The organism is Verrucosispora sp. WMMD1129, from assembly GCF_029581255.1.
Taxonomy (GTDB): Bacteria; Actinomycetota; Actinomycetes; order Mycobacteriales; family Micromonosporaceae; genus Micromonospora; species Micromonospora sediminimaris.
In genome coordinates, this window is the sequence record NZ_CP120741.1 from 2,320,890 (window position 1) to 2,336,611 (window position 15,722).

Genomic DNA, 15,722 nt, shown 5'->3' on the forward strand with positions numbered 1-15,722 from the left:
GCTGCGGCCGCCGTCACCGTGGCGTCCGCAACCGGCCGGCCACGTACCCGGCTGCGGCGATCGCACCGGCGGTGACGGCCACGCCGACAGCAAAAGGAGCGAACTGCCTCGCCGCCTTCCGCACAACGTTGGCCTGGTCGGGGGTGGTGACCGGAGCTGGCTCGCTGGTCGCTCGACTGGGCTGTGCGCTCTCTCCGGGCTGACCTGCCGCAAGCGCGGCGAGATACCTCTTATCAACGATGGCGGTGAAGCGGCGCGCCCGTCGGGAGGTTTCGGCTTTCATCCGTGGCCCCCGGGCCTCGGCCCAGAAGCGCCGCCCCGCCTCGCCCTTGAAGAACTGGTCGGCAAGGACTTGCAGGTGCGGCTCGCTGAGGACGTCGACCTCCCACATCAGTTGCCAGTGGGAAACGATCAGATTGGTGTAGACGTGCTTGCGGAACCACTCGATGTCGGACGGCTGTTCGATGGGACCCCAGCAATCAAGCAAGCCGGGGTCGTCGATGGCCATCTTCAGCAGGTCGGCGTGCAGGGCCCGCAGCGTCTGTTCGCGGGCCGCCTTCGCTTCCCTGGCCTGAATAATCAGCGAGGTGACCACGCCGGTGAGCGCAAGACCGGCGAGGATCGCCGATGCCGCGCCGTACGCCTCTCCAACATTGCCCAAAAGCGGCCAGTCGTAGCCGGGCCGTTCGCCGATCCAGAGCAGACCCAAGGGAGATAGCAGGACCGCCACCAGGATCGTCAGGATCACCAGCAGCAAAGCGGTCGGCATCGCCGATCTTCGTACCAGGCCGGCAACCGTCCGCAGTTGGGGCATCACGCCTCCACGCTCACAGGTGGAGGCAGGCTACTACAGGTGCCCGTCAGGCGGCCTGCGCCCATCGACCTCCCGGTCGTAGAAGGAGTCGAACGGCTCCGCCTCGGCAAGTAACGAAGCGACCCGCTCCCGGCAGCCGTCCACCACCGCCGGGTCGGTGAACTTGTCCGCTCCGATCGGTGTCCCGCTCGCGTCGTAGCGGACCTCATAGACCGCCCGGCGGCCGACCACCATCAACTCGGGGACGATGCCGTGCTCGCGCTCATGTTCGAGGATCGCCTCCGTGGTAGTGGCGAGCACCCGGATCAACTCTCCCACCTCGGCTCGAAAGCGGAGGAAGTGCAGCTCCCAGATCAGGTAGGGGCTGAGTGGCAGTGTCACGACGCGAAGACGATGCAGCCCCGAGCCCAACTCGGCGAGATGGTCGAAGAAGCGCTTCAGCTCCGGGTTGGGCTCGGCGGCGATACGCAGCGCCTCCTCCCACCGCCCGGCAGCGAACGCCTCCCAGCTCGGGCTGCCCGGCTCGCGGAAGGTCTGTAGCCGCTCGGTCTTGAGAATTGGTCCGTCCACCGACTCGGCCGTGCCATAAAAGTCAGCCTCGTAGTCGGGCAGCCTCAGTCGTTGGCCGGAGGCCGCCCGGAGCAGATCACGCATCCGGGATGTCCGGCTTCGCGGCGATGATCATGCTCCGGGGCACCACCACCAGCCGCTCGTCGTCCCCGACGGTGACGTCGGGAGGCAACTGACCCGCGTAATGCGCCGTCAGGTCTCGGCCGATGACCGCGACGTCCCCGTTGGACAGCTCCCAGAGGTCGGGGCAGGTGGTCGTGCCTCCGCTCTCCCCGAGTTCAGCCGCCGACCGTCCGAGACGCCGCGCGAACGTCGCCGCGCGATCAGCCTCCCACTGAGCCACCATCGCCACCTCCCAGAGTGATGGAGCGAGCACCCAGAATAGTTGCCAGCGGGTTGCAGCCCCGGCGAGAGCGTTTCCGATTTATCGCAATCAGAAGCCGATCTCAGCACATGACGGGGTACCGAACCGTCACCGAATCGTGGGCAGGTGAATCCGGTAGGCGGGTATCCCGGTGGCGGGAAGTCGGTGGCGGGCGAGGTCGAGCATGGTGGGTGGGCCGCAGACGTAGACGTGCTGGTTGGGGCGGTAGCGGTCGAGGGCGAGGGTCAGCGCGTCGCCCTGTTCGGCGGGGGTGACGAACGGGTCGTGGGAGAAGGTCGGGACGACGGTCAGCCAGGGGTGTGCCTGGTCGAGCTTGTCCAGGGTGATCGCGTCGTAGAGGTCGGCGATTGTGCGTACGCCGACGATCAGGGTCACCCGACGACCGGCCGGCGCGGTGGCGACCTGCTCGACCAGGGCGCGCAGCGGGGCCAGCCCGGTACCGCCGGCCACCAGCAGCAGGTCCCGGGCAGTGGCTCGTCCCGCCCTGGCCGGCTCAGCCCTGGCGGATGCCGGCTCGTCGGGGCAGTCGGAAGGGGACAGCTCCGGGGCGGCGGGCAGGCTGAGGCCGATGTCGACGGGTGGGCCGAGGTGGAGCAGGTCGTCGGGGCGTACCTCGTGGACGAGGCTGCGGGAGACGGTGCCGGCGGGGACGGCGCGGACGTGCAGCTCGACGGTGCCGTCGGGGCGCGGGGCGTTGGCCGGGCAGTACCAGCGCCACCGGCCGGGATGCTGCGGCACGCAGACCGGCACCGCCTGACCGGGGCGGAACGGCAGCCGCCGCCAGGGGCGTACCGTCAGGATGGCGATGCCCTCGGCGGCCAGGTCGCGGCCGACCACCTCGGCGGGCCAGAACGCCGGCCCGTCGCCCATCCACCCGGCGGCGCGCTCGACCAGCGCCCAGGCCCGCTGCCACCGTTGCTCCCAGCCGGCCTGTGCCGGGCACAGTCGTGGCGCCACAGTGGCCAACGCGGCACCGATAAGCGGGCCGTGCTCGGGGCGCAGCCGGTACCTGCGGTGCACCCGGCCGAGCACCGCCAGCAGCGCCAACCGCCCGGCCCGGTCACCACCACCGCCGACCAGCCGGGCCAACGCGGCGACGACGAGCGCCGTCGCCCGCTCCGGCAGCAGCCCCGGGCAGCGCAGCTCGGCCCGGAAACGGGCGGCGGCCTCGTCGATGACCGGGTGGTCGCGGGCGGCGAGAACCCCGGCCAGGTAGTCGGCGGCCCGCCGCCGCTGCGCCTCCGGCAGCCCCGGCCAGCCGTCCAAAACCGGTCCGCCGGCCGCGAGCTGCCGGGTCAGGTGCGCGGCGAGCCGGTCCCGATCAACCCCGATGAGGTACGCCGACAGCTCCGCGTCCGCCTCGACCAGCCGCAGCCAACGGGTCACCGCCTCGCGGCTCACTGCCGCTCCCCCGTTTGATGGTCGTGGGTTGCCGGCCGACAGTCGGCGTGCCGGGCCTGTCGGCCGTCGGCGTGCCGGGACTGCCACTGCCGCAGCGCCTGCCGGATCCGCTCGGCCTCGGTGTTCGCGGTCGTCAGCTCCCGATGCAGCCTGTCGATCTCGTCGGCTGCTCGGTTGAGGTAGTCGTACACCTGGCGCGGGTCGAGACCCCGCCAGCGCCTGTCGAATTCGGCGGCACGAACGTGGTGTGGGTGCAGGCGCTCCCCGGATAGATAGATCATCGCCGTGGTGCCTCCTGCTCGGCGATCAGCGCCTGCACCTGCCGGTCGCTGAGGCCGCGCCGGTCCAGCACCCGCCGCCCCCAACGATGCAGCCGGCACGGGTGCGGCGCACGATCGTTCCGGCAGCGCGGCCCCTCGGGCCACTGCTCGGCGGCGTGTACGGTCACCGCCTTCACGGCGAAGCCGACATCCTCTGCTGTCACGTACGGCGGCATCGGCAGCTCGCCGAGCACCTCGTCGATCGAATCCATGTCCCTCCCCTGCTGTGGTGTGGCACCGAGGCGGGCGGGGACGACGCACCGTCGGGGTCGGCACCACCGGAGCCCAGCACCCGCCCCGGGCCATGTCCTGCAGAGTTGTGGATCAGCAGGGCGGGCCGTATGACGTGGGCGAAGTAGGCGACATGCACATGCCGTATGGGGTCGTGCTACCGACCGTTGCGGCTCACTCGGTGGTCTCGCCATCGGCGGGCGGCATCGATCAACGGTCCGTGGTGCAGGCCGGGCGCGGAACGCTGCTTGCGTTCCCACAGGCGCACCAGCCCGTCGGCGAAGGCGTGCAGCGCTTCGTCGGAGGCGCGCGCCCATGTCGGCATCTGCGCGGCCCATGCCTCGGCTTCGGCGGGAGCATGGCCGGCGCGGGTGAGGCGGACCAGCATGAGGGCGGTGTCGATCCACGCCGCCCCGCGCGCCAGGCTGGACCAGTCGACAAGCCACAGCCGGTCACCGACGAGGAAGTTCCGCGGCGTCATGTCGGTGTGCAGCAGCGTGTCGCCGTCGACCAGATCGGGAGCGATCAGCCCTCGCCAACGGTCAGCGAAGCGCTGCACCTGGACAGGCGGGCTGGGAGTCAGCAGGCGGCTCTGGGTGGCGAGCAGGTCCGCGACCGCAGTCAGATCCGGCGAGCCCGGAGCAAGGTCGGGATGCCGGCCGGCAACATACTCGAAGCCGAGAATCAACCAGCCTTCCGCCTCGACCGTCCAGCGCAGACGGGGTGCCACATCGGGTAGCCAGGGGTTGACGCGGGCCTCGTTGCGATAGAGCCACGCGGTCGGGCCCTCAGTCTCGCCACCCTTGCAGAAGACCCGGCCGCTGTCGGTGTCGACAACGGCGGCCAGGTCGCAGGAGGCACCGGTCGGTACGGAGTAGGCGGCATGGACCGCACCGGTGCGTTGTTCGATCTGCCGGCGTACCTCCCCGGGAAGCTCGTGCCAGTCGCGGCGACGCGGCATCCGGTGGCCTCCCGAGGGCGAGCAGTCCCGGGCAGTCTATGCCCGGGACCGCTGATGGCCTGCCTATCGAGTCGGGCTGTCGGTGCAGCCGGCGTGGCACTGGGTGCATTCGGCCACACGGCCACCCCACAGTTCATGATCGACGGCGAAGCCAGCGGCGGTGATCGCGGCGACCGTCCGGGAGATCGGAGCACCGATCGGCTCAGGCCCCGACGGCGGCTCCTCCGACGTGGGCTCCGGCTGGTGGTGGATGAACCGCCCGGCAATGCGCTGGCAGAAGTCGGCGTACTCGCGGGTGTGCAGGATGAACGTGTGCCAGCCGATATCGACCAGGTCGCTCGGACCAAGCGGTCCGGTGGCGGTGGCACAGGTCCCGAGGAAGGCGAGCGCCTGATCCAGGATCCTGGCCGGCAGGTCGGGGGCCAGTTCGCGGTGATCGTGAGCGATGCGGGCGGTCAGCTGGGCGAACAGCTCGTCGGAGACGAGCGCCCGTCCGGTGCCGACTCGGTCGATGGTGAGCATCCTGCTCCTTCCGTCGGGTGGTCTCACCGCAGGCTGCGCCCCGATGCCCTCGATCCTCATAACGCTGTGGGCATTGCCGATATACGTGGCGCGTATACCGCGAGCCCACGAAGGCGTTTGAATGGTTAGGCTCGACGGAGCGCAATGGACACAGCCACCCGCGAACGGCGAGGTTGCCGGTGACACCTGCGAACTGCCCCCGCTGCGGCGCACGCCTGGCCCGCGACAACGACAGCGGACGCTGCGCGCCCTGCCAGGCCGCCGAGCGCGACAGGCTGAGCGCACCGCCGGAGGTTCCGGCGTCGTTCTGGTCGCACCCGCCGCTGCGGGCGGCCCTGATGGAACGACACCTCGGACGGGTGATCCGGGCGTACCGACACCACCCGTACCACGGGCGAGCAGCGTTGCCGCAGGCCGTGGTGGCGAGCTGGTTGGGCATCACCCAGGCCCAGCTCAGCCGCGTGGAGAACGGGCCTCCGCTGGTGCACCTAGACCGGCTTGCCCACTGGGCAGCGCTGCTGCGTATCCCCGCAGAGCACCTGTGGTTCGACGTTGTGGGTGGAGAACATCACCCCGTGAGCAAACTCGAACCCCGAACCGCCATTGCCGCCAAGGGCCCCGATGAGAGCCGGCGGATACTCCTGGCCGGTATCGCTGCTGTCGCTGCCGGCGCGGGATTCCTTTGCGGCAGCACCGGCTTACAGTCCCGACGTATCGGCGCCGCTGATGTCGCGCGCTTGAACGCCGTTCTGGAGCTTTACTGGTCGGTCGATGCCGAGTGTGGTGGCGGTGCGCTGTACGAGGAGGTGGCTCGGTTCGCCGAATCGGTCTACCGAATGCTCGACTGGTCGCACCCTGCCAGCCTGTCACCGCAGCTTGTCGCTTCTGTGGCAGCGGCTCGACAGCTGGCTGGCTGGACCGCCTTGGACACGGGCCGGTACTCGGAGGCTCAGCGGCATTTCGTCGCCGGTGAACGAGCCGCGCTTGCAGCCGACGACCGCCCCTTGACCGCCATGATCCGGTACTCGCAAGCCAAACAGCTGCAACACCTACGGCACAATCTCGACGCCTTGGCCGCATTACAGCTCGCACGCGGGCAGCTCGGATCTCAGGCTACGCCAGCAGTCAATTCACTGCTGCTGGGCGCGGAAGCGGCCTCACTCGCGGCTCTCGGCGATCATCGAGCCGCAGAACGGGCGCTCGCTGAGTCCAGCTCGCAGTTCGAGCGAATCTGCCCAGAGCGAGAGCCAAGCTGGATGGCGTTCTACGACCGTGGCGAGCTGCTCGCCCAGTACGGCCGCGTCTACCGCGACAAGGCCCGGCAGGACAAGAAACACGGGTCGGCAGCGGTGCGCTTTGTGACCGACGCGATCGATGCCTTCGGTCCGGGAAACGTGCGGAGCAGCCTGCTCAACGAGGTCGGGCTATGCAGCGCGCTCTTCCTCGCCGACGAGCCTGAGCAGGCGCTGACGGTCGGGCGCCGCGTGCTGTTCAATGCCGAGAGCGTCAGCTCGGCGCGGGTCATCGATCGGGTCAACAACTTGCGCCGCGACCTGACCCGGCACCACGGGCTTCCCGACGTTGCCGCATTCGCACAGGACCTCGCCACACTCAAAGTCAGGCGGTGAACATGCGAGCCTCGGGCCGGTTCACTGAGGAAGCGATGACGGAGGCGATGCGGCAGCTCGCCGCCCAGCTTGCGGTACCGACCGGCGATGCCCGGCTGCTGCAACTCACGAACAACGCCGTCTTCGCCCTTCCTGAGGCGCAACTGGTCATCCGGATTGCGCGGACCCATCGACTCCACGACCGCGTGGCGAAGGTAATCGATCTCGCGCGCTGGTTCGCATCGATCGACGCACCCACGATCCGGCTCGCCCCAGCAGCTCCCGAACCGATGGTCGTAGGTGATCTCCTCGCCTCCGTGTGGACCTACGTCCCGCCTGCATGCCCCGCTCCTACCGTCGACGATCTCGGCCAGGTTCTGCGGGAGTTTCATTCCCTCCCCACTCCCCCGATCGCTCTCCCCGAATGGGACCCGATCGGCGACGCGCGTCGCCGGTTGGCGGACGCGGAAGGGCTCGCCCAAGACGAGCACGACTTCCTCTCGGAGTGGTGTGACCGGCTGGAACCGCAGCTAACGACCCTGAAACACCGAATACCGCCGCTCCTAATCCATGGCGACGCCCACGTCGGCAACCTCCTCAGAGAGCCTTCCGGCCGCGTCGTCATGTGTGATTTCGATGCCACGTGCCTCGGCCCATGGCAGGTCGACCTAGCAGCTGTAGCCGTCGACGAAACCCGCTTCGATGGGAGCGGTCACCACGCCCGGCTGGCCGCCGCCTACGGCTTCGATGTCACCACCGATCCGTGCTGGCCGCTGCTACGCGAGGCCCGCGAGCTGAAAATGATCGCCGCCGCCGCGCCGCTCCTGGCAAGCTCAGCCGCTGTTACGACCGAATTCAGGCATCGTCTCCGATCGGTCCGCACCAACGCGCAAGCGATGCGGTGGACGCCGTTCGCCGCCCTCTCGTCCAGCAGCCAGAAAGTACCTGATTTGCGATGACGAGCGGTCCCGGACCGGGTGTGCCCGGGACCGCTGAAGGTTGCCGGTCAGCGCGGCTTGATGACTCTCAGTGCCCCTCTTCAAAGCCGGCTTGATCGAACCTCAGTGCGTTGCTGTTCTCGGAGACGGTGCGGACCTGGAACTCAGAGAACCCGTGGGCGGCGTCGGCCTCGATCTCGACGCGGACCTTCAAGTTGACTCCGGGTGAGGCGGTCAGGTGCTGAATCACCTCGTCCATCAGCTTCTTGAAGTCCATTGCATAGTGCGTCGCATCGAGGGTCTTACTTCCGAAGAAGTAGTCGAGCCTTGGTTTCTGCGCTGGTGCAGGGCCCGGGCCGGGACTAGGTCCGAACCCGGGACCGGGCGGGGAACCAGGATCAGCCGGTGGTCCCGGTTCGGGGCCGGGCTCGGAGCCGGGTTCACGTGCCGCGTCTCGCTCGCGCTGCGCAAGCGCCGCCTCGGGTTTGACCAGGAGCATGGAGTCGGTGACCTGGCCGAAATCGCCGTCTGAGGGCAACTTCAGTCCCTCATAGCGCTCCCCGTCGTAGGACAGGGCGAGGGCGAAGCCCTCCTGCTGCCACAACAGTGGCTGATCCGCGATGCCACGGGCCAGCACGGACCTGTCCCGCAGCCGTGGCATGTAGGGGTACGTCGTGTACTGGCGCCATAGATCGCCGACCCTGACGTGACCGTTCTCCCACAGCTTCGGCAACCGGTTGAGCCAAAGCGATACGGCGGCGGCCGCCTGCTGAGTTGCTAGCGCTCCATCGGCACCGAGTCGCTTCGAGACGCGCTCTGCGAGCGAGGTCGACTGTCCCTCTGCCTTCGTAGCGCCGACGACGAACGGAGAGCCCGGATCGGGTGCCTCCGGCACAAGCGCCCAGTGGTAGGCACCCAGTAGCCGGGAATCAACGGTCTGGTCGGCCTGCCGCTTCTTTTCCATCGCCTGGTTCTGCTGATTCTGAGTCAGATCGAGGTCGACGGTGTTGTCCAGCACGTGCGACCACCCGAGGTAGTCCCGTACCGCCGATTCCAACTCTTCCATGCGGTTCACGTCCGCCGCGAGGAAGACCAGCATGTTGCGGTGTACCCGGTGGGCGGTCCCACGATGATCGGTCGCGGACCGCGCGAACTTGATGGCGCTGGACTCCTGGTCCCCCTTCTTGTGGGTGACCTTGGGAGGCAGAATGACCAGTCGGGCCTCGTCCGTGTCAGGGATGTCCCCATGATCCTCGGGACAGATGTGCACGCCGGCGAAGTCGCCGCGCCGCTGGGCCTGGTCGGCGAGCCTGCGGCGCACCTCGGCCCAGACCTCTTCGACGTGCAGCCGCTCAGCCTGATCCTTGGCTCGGCGGGTGATGTTGGCCCGAAGGTCGTACCAGTACTTGCCCGACCCGGAGTAGAAGTAGGTCGCCCGGTCTCCGAGGGCGGAGAGCGCGGAGTGGAAGTTGCCCGGGATGTCACCGGGAATCGCGGTACCGAGGAAGACCCGCTGACGTTCCAGCCCCTTGTGTGCTGAGCCGATGGTCGGAGCGGCGCCGAAGAAGACGGCCCTGGCCAGCCGCTTGGTGACCCGGCGGGTTTGAAGCAGGGGCTTCTCGTTATCGATCTTTGTCGGCTCGGAGTTCGGACCGTCGACGTCAGCGTCGATGATTGCCTTCCACGAGTCCTGCAAGTACTGCGTGAGTTCGGAGTTCACGGCGGAGGTCGCGAGCGGGATCGACCCGGGCATGATCAGCGGACCGTTGTCTTCCCCCACCCAGAGGGCATGGATGACGGTGTTCATTAGGCGCAGTACACCGCGCGTCCGTTGGAAGCGCTCGAGGCTCGACCAGTCCTCGTAGAGCCGGTCGAACAACTCGGGGTGGATCGGGTAGGTCCGCTTGATCCGGTCCTCGTAGGTCCCGTCCCGGGCCTCACGGGGGAACTCGTCGCTGTGCTTGCGGTAGAACTCCACGAACGCTCGTGCCGTGGCGCCGATGGAGGCCAGTGCGTTCGCGTCCGGGGTGACGAAGAGCCGTTGCCGGACGATGTGGTAGGCCTCGTCCGAGGAGGCGGGCCGCCACTGGTCGGCGACCCGGCGGACGACGTTCTGCAGCCGCTGCAGCGCCTCAAGGCCCCGGCGACCGCCGACTTCTTCAGCGTTACCAGCGACGACCTCGTTGGGGTCCTTCCCCGTCTCGGACGCGGGGATCGAGATCGCCAGCAGCACTCCGCTGGTTGCCTTCGCGGCCTCGGTAAGGGACTGGGCGAAGGTGAACTGGGTGTCGAAAGTGCCGCCGGTGATACCGGCGGCAGTCGCCTCGTCGGGCTGGTCCGGCAACTGCCGGGCATAGGCCACCCACTCGTCGATCAGGATGACCGCCGGCGAGTACGCCGCCAGGAGGTCGTGCAGCGCGCGGCCTGGGTTGGTGCTGGCCCGGTCAGCATCAGCGACCATGGCGTACGCCTCAGCGCCACCGAGCTGCCAGGCGAGCTCGCCCCACACGGTTCTCACCTCGGTGCCATCCGGCTTGGTCTCACCGGTGGGCGCAAAGTGATTGCCCACGACGGCCACTCGGTGAGCGTCCTTGATCGTGTCGTAGCCCAGCGGTCCCAGCAGATCCTGCGTGTCCTGCGGGAAGGACCCGAGGGGCGTCCCGTCGGCCAGGTGCCAGAGCGCCAGCATCGAGTGGGTCTTGCCGCCACCGAAGTTGGTCTGCAGGTTGATCACCGGGGACGCGTTGTCATCCCCGGTCATCCTCCGGACTGCGCGATCGACCAGGTCGCGCAGGCCCTCCGTCAGGTAGGTGCGCGAGAAGAACTGCACCGGGTCGGCGTAGTCGTTGCCCGCCTGCCCCTGGGCGACCTTGAACAGGTCTGCGGCGAACTCGGAGGCCTGGAAGTTGCCGGTTGCCACGTCGTCGTGCGGTCGGAGTACCTCGCGCCATGGCCGGAGGCCTGTCGAGTCAGCCGTCTCGGCGGCGGCTTTGAGCGTACGGCGGTCGTCCTTCTCCGCCGTGACACGGCGCAGGTTCAGCCGAATCTTGGCGACCTCTGCGGCCGCCTCGGACGCACCGATCCCTGACAGCAGCCGTTCCGCAGTGTCGAGCGCCCGGTAGGCGTCGTCGTTGCTGAACGAGGCCCCGTGCGCCCAGCCGTTGCGCACGTCGCGCAACTCGCTGGCGTAGGACTGCTGAAGCTTCGACAGCTGACCGTCGAACGGGAACCAGCCGGGCTTGACCTGGTGAGGAATGTTCTCGGTCAGCATGCGCAGCTGAAGCTGCGGGTCCGTCGTCGAGTAGGCCTTCCCCGAAATCCCGTTCTTGGCGTCCTTAAGCGCGACCAACTGCGTCCAGTCGTGACCTTGCGGCAGCTGGGGAGACACGACTCTCGTGATGAACTCGTTCAGCGCCGGAGACAGCGCGTCGAACATCTGGCCGATACGGTCGCGGTTCGAGATCGCCATGTCAGTTGAGCTCCCACTCCTTGACCAGAATCCCCGTCAACTCGGCCTGCCGTCGCTGCAGCACGTCCGGCGTCCATTCTGGCTCCATGATCACCCGCATCGTCAAGGCGAACCCGGTGACCCCGGCCGCAGGCCCGAAATACTTCTCCTTCTTCGTGGCGAAGTCGTAGTTCTGCGCCTGGCTGTTCTTGTTCCGGTTAAGCAGCAGCAGGTTCCCGAGACGGTGGGTCCAGAGGGCTCGCTCATCCGCGGTGAAGTCCTCAACCCACTGGCTGTCGCTGCGCGGCCTCTGCGGAAGCACGTGCTCGACACTGATGATCTTGTGCTGGTAGGAGACACCGGGAGAGTTTGCCAGCAACTCGTCGAGCCGCAGCAGCACGTACTTCCGCACCGGCTGCACCTTGTAGAGCTCCCCGTCGAGGCGCTCGCGGGTCTCCTGCCGCTCGTCGGCGCTGAGGTCGAACGCCGCCGCGTCGATACCGGCGCCGGCGTCAAGCTGCTTGAGGAGCTCCGTGTACCGGGTCACCCGAGGAGTGGTGTAGACGCGTCGCAGCAGCATGCTTGCGGCGAGCCGCTCCAGCCGACGCAGGAAGGCGTCGAGAAAGGCCGGGTCATTGTCGTAGTTCTTCAGCGCCCACAACGCCGGCGGGCGCCAGTCACTGTTGTCGAGCTGAACCAGGCGCTGCAGCCAGTTGTTGACCTTGGACCAGTCCGTGTGGTGCTGGTCGTAGTCCTGATTCAGCAGGTGCGCGTAGGCGGTGGCGTAGGGGATGAGCATGTCGTCGACGAAACTCGTGGCATTACCGGTCTTGGTGTAGGCGTTGAGCACCTGCTGAGGAAACTCGATCAGCAGTTCGCGCTGGCCGCGAGCCTTTGCCACGATCATCCGCAGGTGCAGGAACAGGTCAGCGAAGGTTGCGCGCCCAAGGTTTTGCTCAGCGGTCTCCCATGCCTTCGCGTACTCCTGCTGCTGCGCCGCGTCGATCGAGCCGACAACTTCGGACTTGAAGATGTCGGAGGGCTCGAGGTCGAGACCACGGGCGTTCATCACGCTGAAGATCCGGTGGGCGCTGGCCAGATCCGGCGTGCTCACCACTACCAGAAAGGTTCGGTTGCGGGCGAGGGCCGCGAGCGCGCTACGCTTCTCGTCGGTCCAAGACGACAATCGTTCCCGCAGCGCCCCGGCGTTGTCCCGGATGGCCCGGTGGCTGTCGTTCGCCAGCGCATGACCGCTGAGCTTCAGTAGGTCGTCCAGTCGGCCCGGGGTTTGCACGTACGTCTTGAAGAATCCGGAGTCCTGATCGCGCAGCAGCAGGCGAGGCTTGGCCTTGATGCCATCAAGGGCTACCCCTGGCTCCAAGACCATGTCGCGCAGGACGACACCGACCTCATGGTTCTTGGCGAGATCCCGCAGCACGGCGAGCAGGATGCTAAGCGTCGTCAGACGCTGCTGACCGTCGATAACGTCCGCCCGCGGCGCGTTCTCATCCGGCTTCACCAGGACGAGAGAACCGAGAAAGTACGGCTCGACCCCGTCCCGGCCGAGGGCGTCTTCAAGATCGTCGAGGAGCTGTAGGGCCTGCTCGGTGCCCCATGCGTAGGGCCGCTGGTAGTGCGGGATGACGAAGTCAAAGTCAGCAGAGAAGATCTTCTTCAGCGGATGCTCGTGCGCCTTTAGTGGCATCAGTCATCCACCTCGGAAAAATCGAACTCGCCCTGCTGCTGAGACGCCGGGGCGGTCTTGGATGCGTCAACCACGTCACCCCAGGACTGGGCGACAGCGTTGAAGCTGATGGCGTCCTTGGTCCAGCCGTTCTTCTCTGCGACCGAGAACAGCAGGAACGCCAGCTCCTTGACCAAGTCAGAGTCAACGGCACCGTCCGGGCGGCTCTGCGCGGCCGCCAGGAACGCGCCTGCCGCCGGCACGCCCTCGTTTTCGAGGATGCGGATCGTATGGTGCAGCGCCTCCCACGTTGAGGTGTGCTCGTCCGCGATAACGTCGTAGTCCACCGGGGTGTCAGCAGGCTTGATCAGGGTCACCTTGCCGGCACGGCTGGTCAGAATGTCGTCCCGGTCCATCCGCTCCACTGATGTGTTCCGGGCACGGGCTAGGTTGTCGGCGTCACCGAACATGCCGGTGCTGTAGCCGTGCTGGCGATACCACGCGATCGCAAAGCGCGTCGTTGGGTCGAAGTCGCCTTCCTGCTCACTGAGCACCTGGTCCAGAATTTCGTTGATTCGTGCCAGGGCCGAGCGGACAGTCATCTGAGATCCATCCGGCTCCAACACCTTGGAATACCGGCTGAAGACGGCCATGCCCGGACCGATTGCTGCCTGGGGCAAGTCCACCGGGGCGATCGCGCCTTGCTGCAGCTTCCGCAGGGCGTCCGGCAACTCGGCCTGGAGTGCAGAGATCATTCCCCGGCGGTCGGTGGTGGGTGCGTCGTCGGGTCGCGGTCGTAGGGATAAGACGATGGACGAAGCGAGGGCATTCGTTCCTACACTTATCATTCGCCCGCTGCGCTCACTTCTACTCGGCCAGGTTGCCGTAATTGCCCAGCCACTCCGGATCATGCCATCTAGCAGCGTTTCCCAGCCGGAAGAGGCCGTGCCCGCGTCCGAGGTGTCGGATTGCTTGAACGCATACCACACCGTGATGGGGAAGTCTGGATTCGCGCTTCTCCGCGCGTTAGCGAAGACCGTGCGAAAGCCCTCCTCAAAGAACTTCTTGGCGCCCTCTTTGCCCTCGTGCCGGTATGGATTGGCCACAAGCTCCTCGGCCTTCGGCACCAACATCGTGCTGAGCAGTCGGGGATGCACCCCGTGCAACGACCTGCGGAGCCAGACGTAAAAGAAATCCGAGAGGTCTGAGTATCCGATGTTATCGTAATAGGGCGGGTCGGTGGCAATCAGGAATCCGTCACTGACTCGCCCAGCTGCGTCCGCCTGGCATGCGATTCCGGCCGGACCGACAATCGGGAGATTATCAATCGCCGCCACGATCCACTCGAAATGAGCTTTCGCGTTTCCCACAGAGTTGGAAAATGGATTAATCTCGATAAAATCCCAGACCATTGGGAGGGCTTGACGCGAGAAAGTGTCCCGGACCTTCTCGACGTGCGGGATCCATGAACACAAGGACGAGAGCCAATCGGCAAGCTTTGAACCCAGATATCCCAAATAGGTCGCGATGGCGTCAGCATAGGCAGCCGCGCCGTCGCCGCCGGCCTCCAGCCGTTCGCCCTCGGGGATGGCTGCCTTGAGGGCGTCCTGCAAGACTAGTTCCCTAGCGTCGGCAACGAGGTCGCTGAAGGTGGTCAACGCGGTCAGCTGCCGAGGGGTGAAGAGGTCCGAGAACCTCGTCAAGCCGTAAAGAGGCGTCCATAAAGCCCGAGGATCAAATCCCAGTTCTTGATCCGGAGATTCCTGCGGACGACCGACTTTTGCGGCGTTGCGGTGTTCCTCAGTCGGCGGGAGGTAGATGCGCTGCCGCTTACCCTCTGCGACGACAGCCAATAGGGCGGCACCCATCCGGCCAGCGACGCCCTCCGCCTTGATATGAGCTTTGCTAACGGCTGCATCGCACGCAACGCAGACGGCGCCCTGGCGGCCTGGCATGGTCCCATCAGTCGAGGGCCCCGCAGCACCTTGTCCAAGGTGAAACTCGACGCGTAGCCCCGAGGCATGGGTCGGGTCCGCGACAATCGACGGAACGACGTACGCCTCTCTGCCTTTCTTCTTGCTCAGCCACCAGGACCGTACGAGTGGCATCTCGATGCCACACCCCGGGTTGGGGCAGGCAACGGTCCGGGCCCAAATCCAACCGATCACGGTCCCCTCCACCCCTCCAGGAAGGATGGCCTTGGGGTACAGGTGACCGATTCGCTTTTCGGCTTCAGTGCACATCCAGGAGCCGTACGCGCGAACGTCCGCGGCTAAGCCCTCAGTGCCCTTCCAAGTCCGGATCTGGGAATCGGCAAGGCCAGGAAAGATCGGCGCCCAGTCCCGGAATTTTGGTGGGATCTCGATTAGCGCCTTGTTGATCAGAACTGCCACCGGGTTGAGGTCACTGGCGTGCGCTTTGAGGCCCAGGCGCTGTGCTTCCAGCGGGATGGTGCCCCCACCAGCGAATGGATCGAGGATTGGAGGGGGGTTGCCGCCGCAAGACTTCATGATCTCGGCGCGCGCCTCCGAGAGCAGATTCTCGTCACGAATGTTCTCCCACGCCGCCAATCGGCTCAACAGATCATGCAGGCGTTCGCGCTCGGCGCGCTGAGCCTCCTCCGTTGGGAACTCATCGGGACGCGACGACGGGTCGTCAACCAGCTGGGCGAAGAGCACTGCCCTGGCCGCAGCCAATGGTCGACGCGCCCACCAGAGGTGAAGCGTCGCGGGGTGTCCCCTCCTTGGAACAGACTTCTCATGCGCCGACTCGCGGTTGATCGCCTCCAACGGAAGAGCGACCTCGATCAGCTTGCGCTTCATTTATTTCCTTATGTCAATC

13 protein-coding genes are annotated in these 15,722 nt (G+C 66.7%); 2 read left to right on the forward strand and 11 right to left on the reverse strand.

All coding sequences use genetic code 11. The annotated features are described in order from the left end of the window. Positions 1–13: 13 nt before the first annotated feature. From O7624_RS10625 to O7624_RS10660, 8 genes are all read right to left on the reverse strand, one after another. Positions 14–814, reverse strand: coding sequence for a DUF6082 family protein (locus tag O7624_RS10625; protein WP_282239875.1), 801 nt, complete (start codon positions 812–814; stop codon positions 14–16). Positions 815–847: 33 nt separating this feature from the next. Continuing rightward, positions 848–1,468, reverse strand: a complete 621-nt coding sequence (locus O7624_RS10630; RefSeq protein ID WP_282239876.1) for a DUF6879 family protein — start codon at positions 1,466–1,468, stop codon at positions 848–850. Then, positions 1,461–1,730 carry a hypothetical protein gene (locus O7624_RS10635; RefSeq protein ID WP_282239877.1) on the reverse strand — a complete coding sequence of 90 codons (270 nt, stop codon included), beginning with the start codon at positions 1,728–1,730 and terminating at the stop codon, positions 1,461–1,463. Before O7624_RS10635 ends, O7624_RS10630 begins: the two co-directional genes overlap by 8 nt. A gap of 126 nt (positions 1,731–1,856) precedes the next feature. After that, a complete protein-coding gene (locus O7624_RS10640) occupies positions 1,857–3,170 on the reverse strand; it encodes an FAD-binding oxidoreductase (RefSeq protein WP_282239878.1) in 1,314 nt (437 codons plus the stop codon). Then, complete coding sequence (locus tag O7624_RS10645) at positions 3,167–3,451, reverse strand: DivIVA domain-containing protein (RefSeq protein WP_282239879.1); 285 nt, start codon at positions 3,449–3,451, stop codon at positions 3,167–3,169. The genes O7624_RS10640 and O7624_RS10645 overlap by 4 nt, the downstream gene beginning before the upstream one ends. Next, positions 3,448–3,702 (reverse strand): hypothetical protein, encoded by a 255-nt coding sequence (locus O7624_RS10650; protein ID WP_282239880.1) that lies wholly within the window; start codon positions 3,700–3,702, stop codon positions 3,448–3,450. The genes O7624_RS10645 and O7624_RS10650 overlap by 4 nt, the downstream gene beginning before the upstream one ends. Before the next feature lie 176 nt (positions 3,703–3,878). Then, positions 3,879–4,682 carry a hypothetical protein gene (locus tag O7624_RS10655; RefSeq protein WP_282239881.1) on the reverse strand — a complete coding sequence of 268 codons (804 nt, stop codon included), beginning with the start codon at positions 4,680–4,682 and terminating at the stop codon, positions 3,879–3,881. A 63-nt stretch (positions 4,683–4,745) separates the two neighbouring features. Next, positions 4,746–5,204 (reverse strand): hypothetical protein, encoded by a 459-nt coding sequence (locus O7624_RS10660; RefSeq protein ID WP_282239882.1) that lies wholly within the window; start codon positions 5,202–5,204, stop codon positions 4,746–4,748. Between the two features lie 179 nt (positions 5,205–5,383). On the opposite strand from O7624_RS10660, the gene O7624_RS10665 reads away from it, so the two are divergent. Together O7624_RS10665 and O7624_RS10670 are read left to right on the forward strand one after the other, a co-directional pair. Next, the gene (locus O7624_RS10665; RefSeq protein ID WP_282239883.1) at positions 5,384–6,832 is read left to right on the forward strand and encodes an XRE family transcriptional regulator; all 1,449 of its coding nucleotides are present in this window, start codon (positions 5,384–5,386) and stop codon (positions 6,830–6,832) included. Positions 6,833–6,834: 2 nt separating this feature from the next. Continuing rightward, positions 6,835–7,770, forward strand: a complete 936-nt coding sequence (locus O7624_RS10670) for an aminoglycoside phosphotransferase family protein (RefSeq protein WP_282240602.1) — start codon at positions 6,835–6,837, stop codon at positions 7,768–7,770. Between the two features lie 67 nt (positions 7,771–7,837). On the opposite strand, the gene O7624_RS10675 is transcribed toward O7624_RS10670, so the two are convergent. Genes O7624_RS10675 through O7624_RS10685 form a run of 3 tightly spaced genes read right to left on the reverse strand, consistent with a single transcriptional unit; the run spans position 7,838 to position 15,703 of the window. Further along, complete coding sequence (locus tag O7624_RS10675; RefSeq protein WP_282239884.1) at positions 7,838–11,218, reverse strand: Swt1 family HEPN domain-containing protein; 3,381 nt, start codon at positions 11,216–11,218, stop codon at positions 7,838–7,840. Between the two features lies 1 nt (position 11,219). Then, entirely contained in the window at positions 11,220–12,902 is a 1,683-nt protein-coding gene (locus O7624_RS10680; RefSeq protein WP_282239885.1) for a DUF262 domain-containing HNH endonuclease family protein, read from the reverse strand. Further along, a complete protein-coding gene (locus tag O7624_RS10685) occupies positions 12,902–15,703 on the reverse strand; it encodes a DUF1156 domain-containing protein (RefSeq protein WP_282239886.1) in 2,802 nt (933 codons plus the stop codon). The genes O7624_RS10680 and O7624_RS10685 overlap by 1 nt, the downstream gene beginning before the upstream one ends. Positions 15,704–15,722 lie beyond the last annotated feature (19 nt).

Coding starts and splice junctions, on each gene's coding strand:
- O7624_RS10625 (WP_282239875.1), bottom strand. CDS start 814: ATGCCCCAACTGCGGACGGTTGCCGGCCTGGTACGAAGATCGGCGATG.
- O7624_RS10630 (WP_282239876.1), bottom strand. CDS start 1,468: ATGCGTGATCTGCTCCGGGCGGCCTCCGGCCAACGACTGAGGCTGCCC.
- O7624_RS10635 (WP_282239877.1), bottom strand. CDS start 1,730: ATGGTGGCTCAGTGGGAGGCTGATCGCGCGGCGACGTTCGCGCGGCGT.
- O7624_RS10645 (WP_282239879.1), bottom strand. CDS start 3,451: ATGATCTATCTATCCGGGGAGCGCCTGCACCCACACCACGTTCGTGCC.
- O7624_RS10650 (WP_282239880.1), bottom strand. CDS start 3,702: ATGGATTCGATCGACGAGGTGCTCGGCGAGCTGCCGATGCCGCCGTAC.
- O7624_RS10655 (WP_282239881.1), bottom strand. CDS start 4,682: ATGCCGCGTCGCCGCGACTGGCACGAGCTTCCCGGGGAGGTACGCCGG.
- O7624_RS10660 (WP_282239882.1), bottom strand. CDS start 5,204: ATGCTCACCATCGACCGAGTCGGCACCGGACGGGCGCTCGTCTCCGAC.
- O7624_RS10670 (WP_282240602.1), top strand. CDS start 6,835: ATGCGAGCCTCGGGCCGGTTCACTGAGGAAGCGATGACGGAGGCGATG.
- O7624_RS10675 (WP_282239884.1), bottom strand. CDS start 11,218: ATGGCGATCTCGAACCGCGACCGTATCGGCCAGATGTTCGACGCGCTG.
- O7624_RS10680 (WP_282239885.1), bottom strand. CDS start 12,902: ATGCCACTAAAGGCGCACGAGCATCCGCTGAAGAAGATCTTCTCTGCT.
- O7624_RS10685 (WP_282239886.1), bottom strand. CDS start 15,703: ATGAAGCGCAAGCTGATCGAGGTCGCTCTTCCGTTGGAGGCGATCAAC.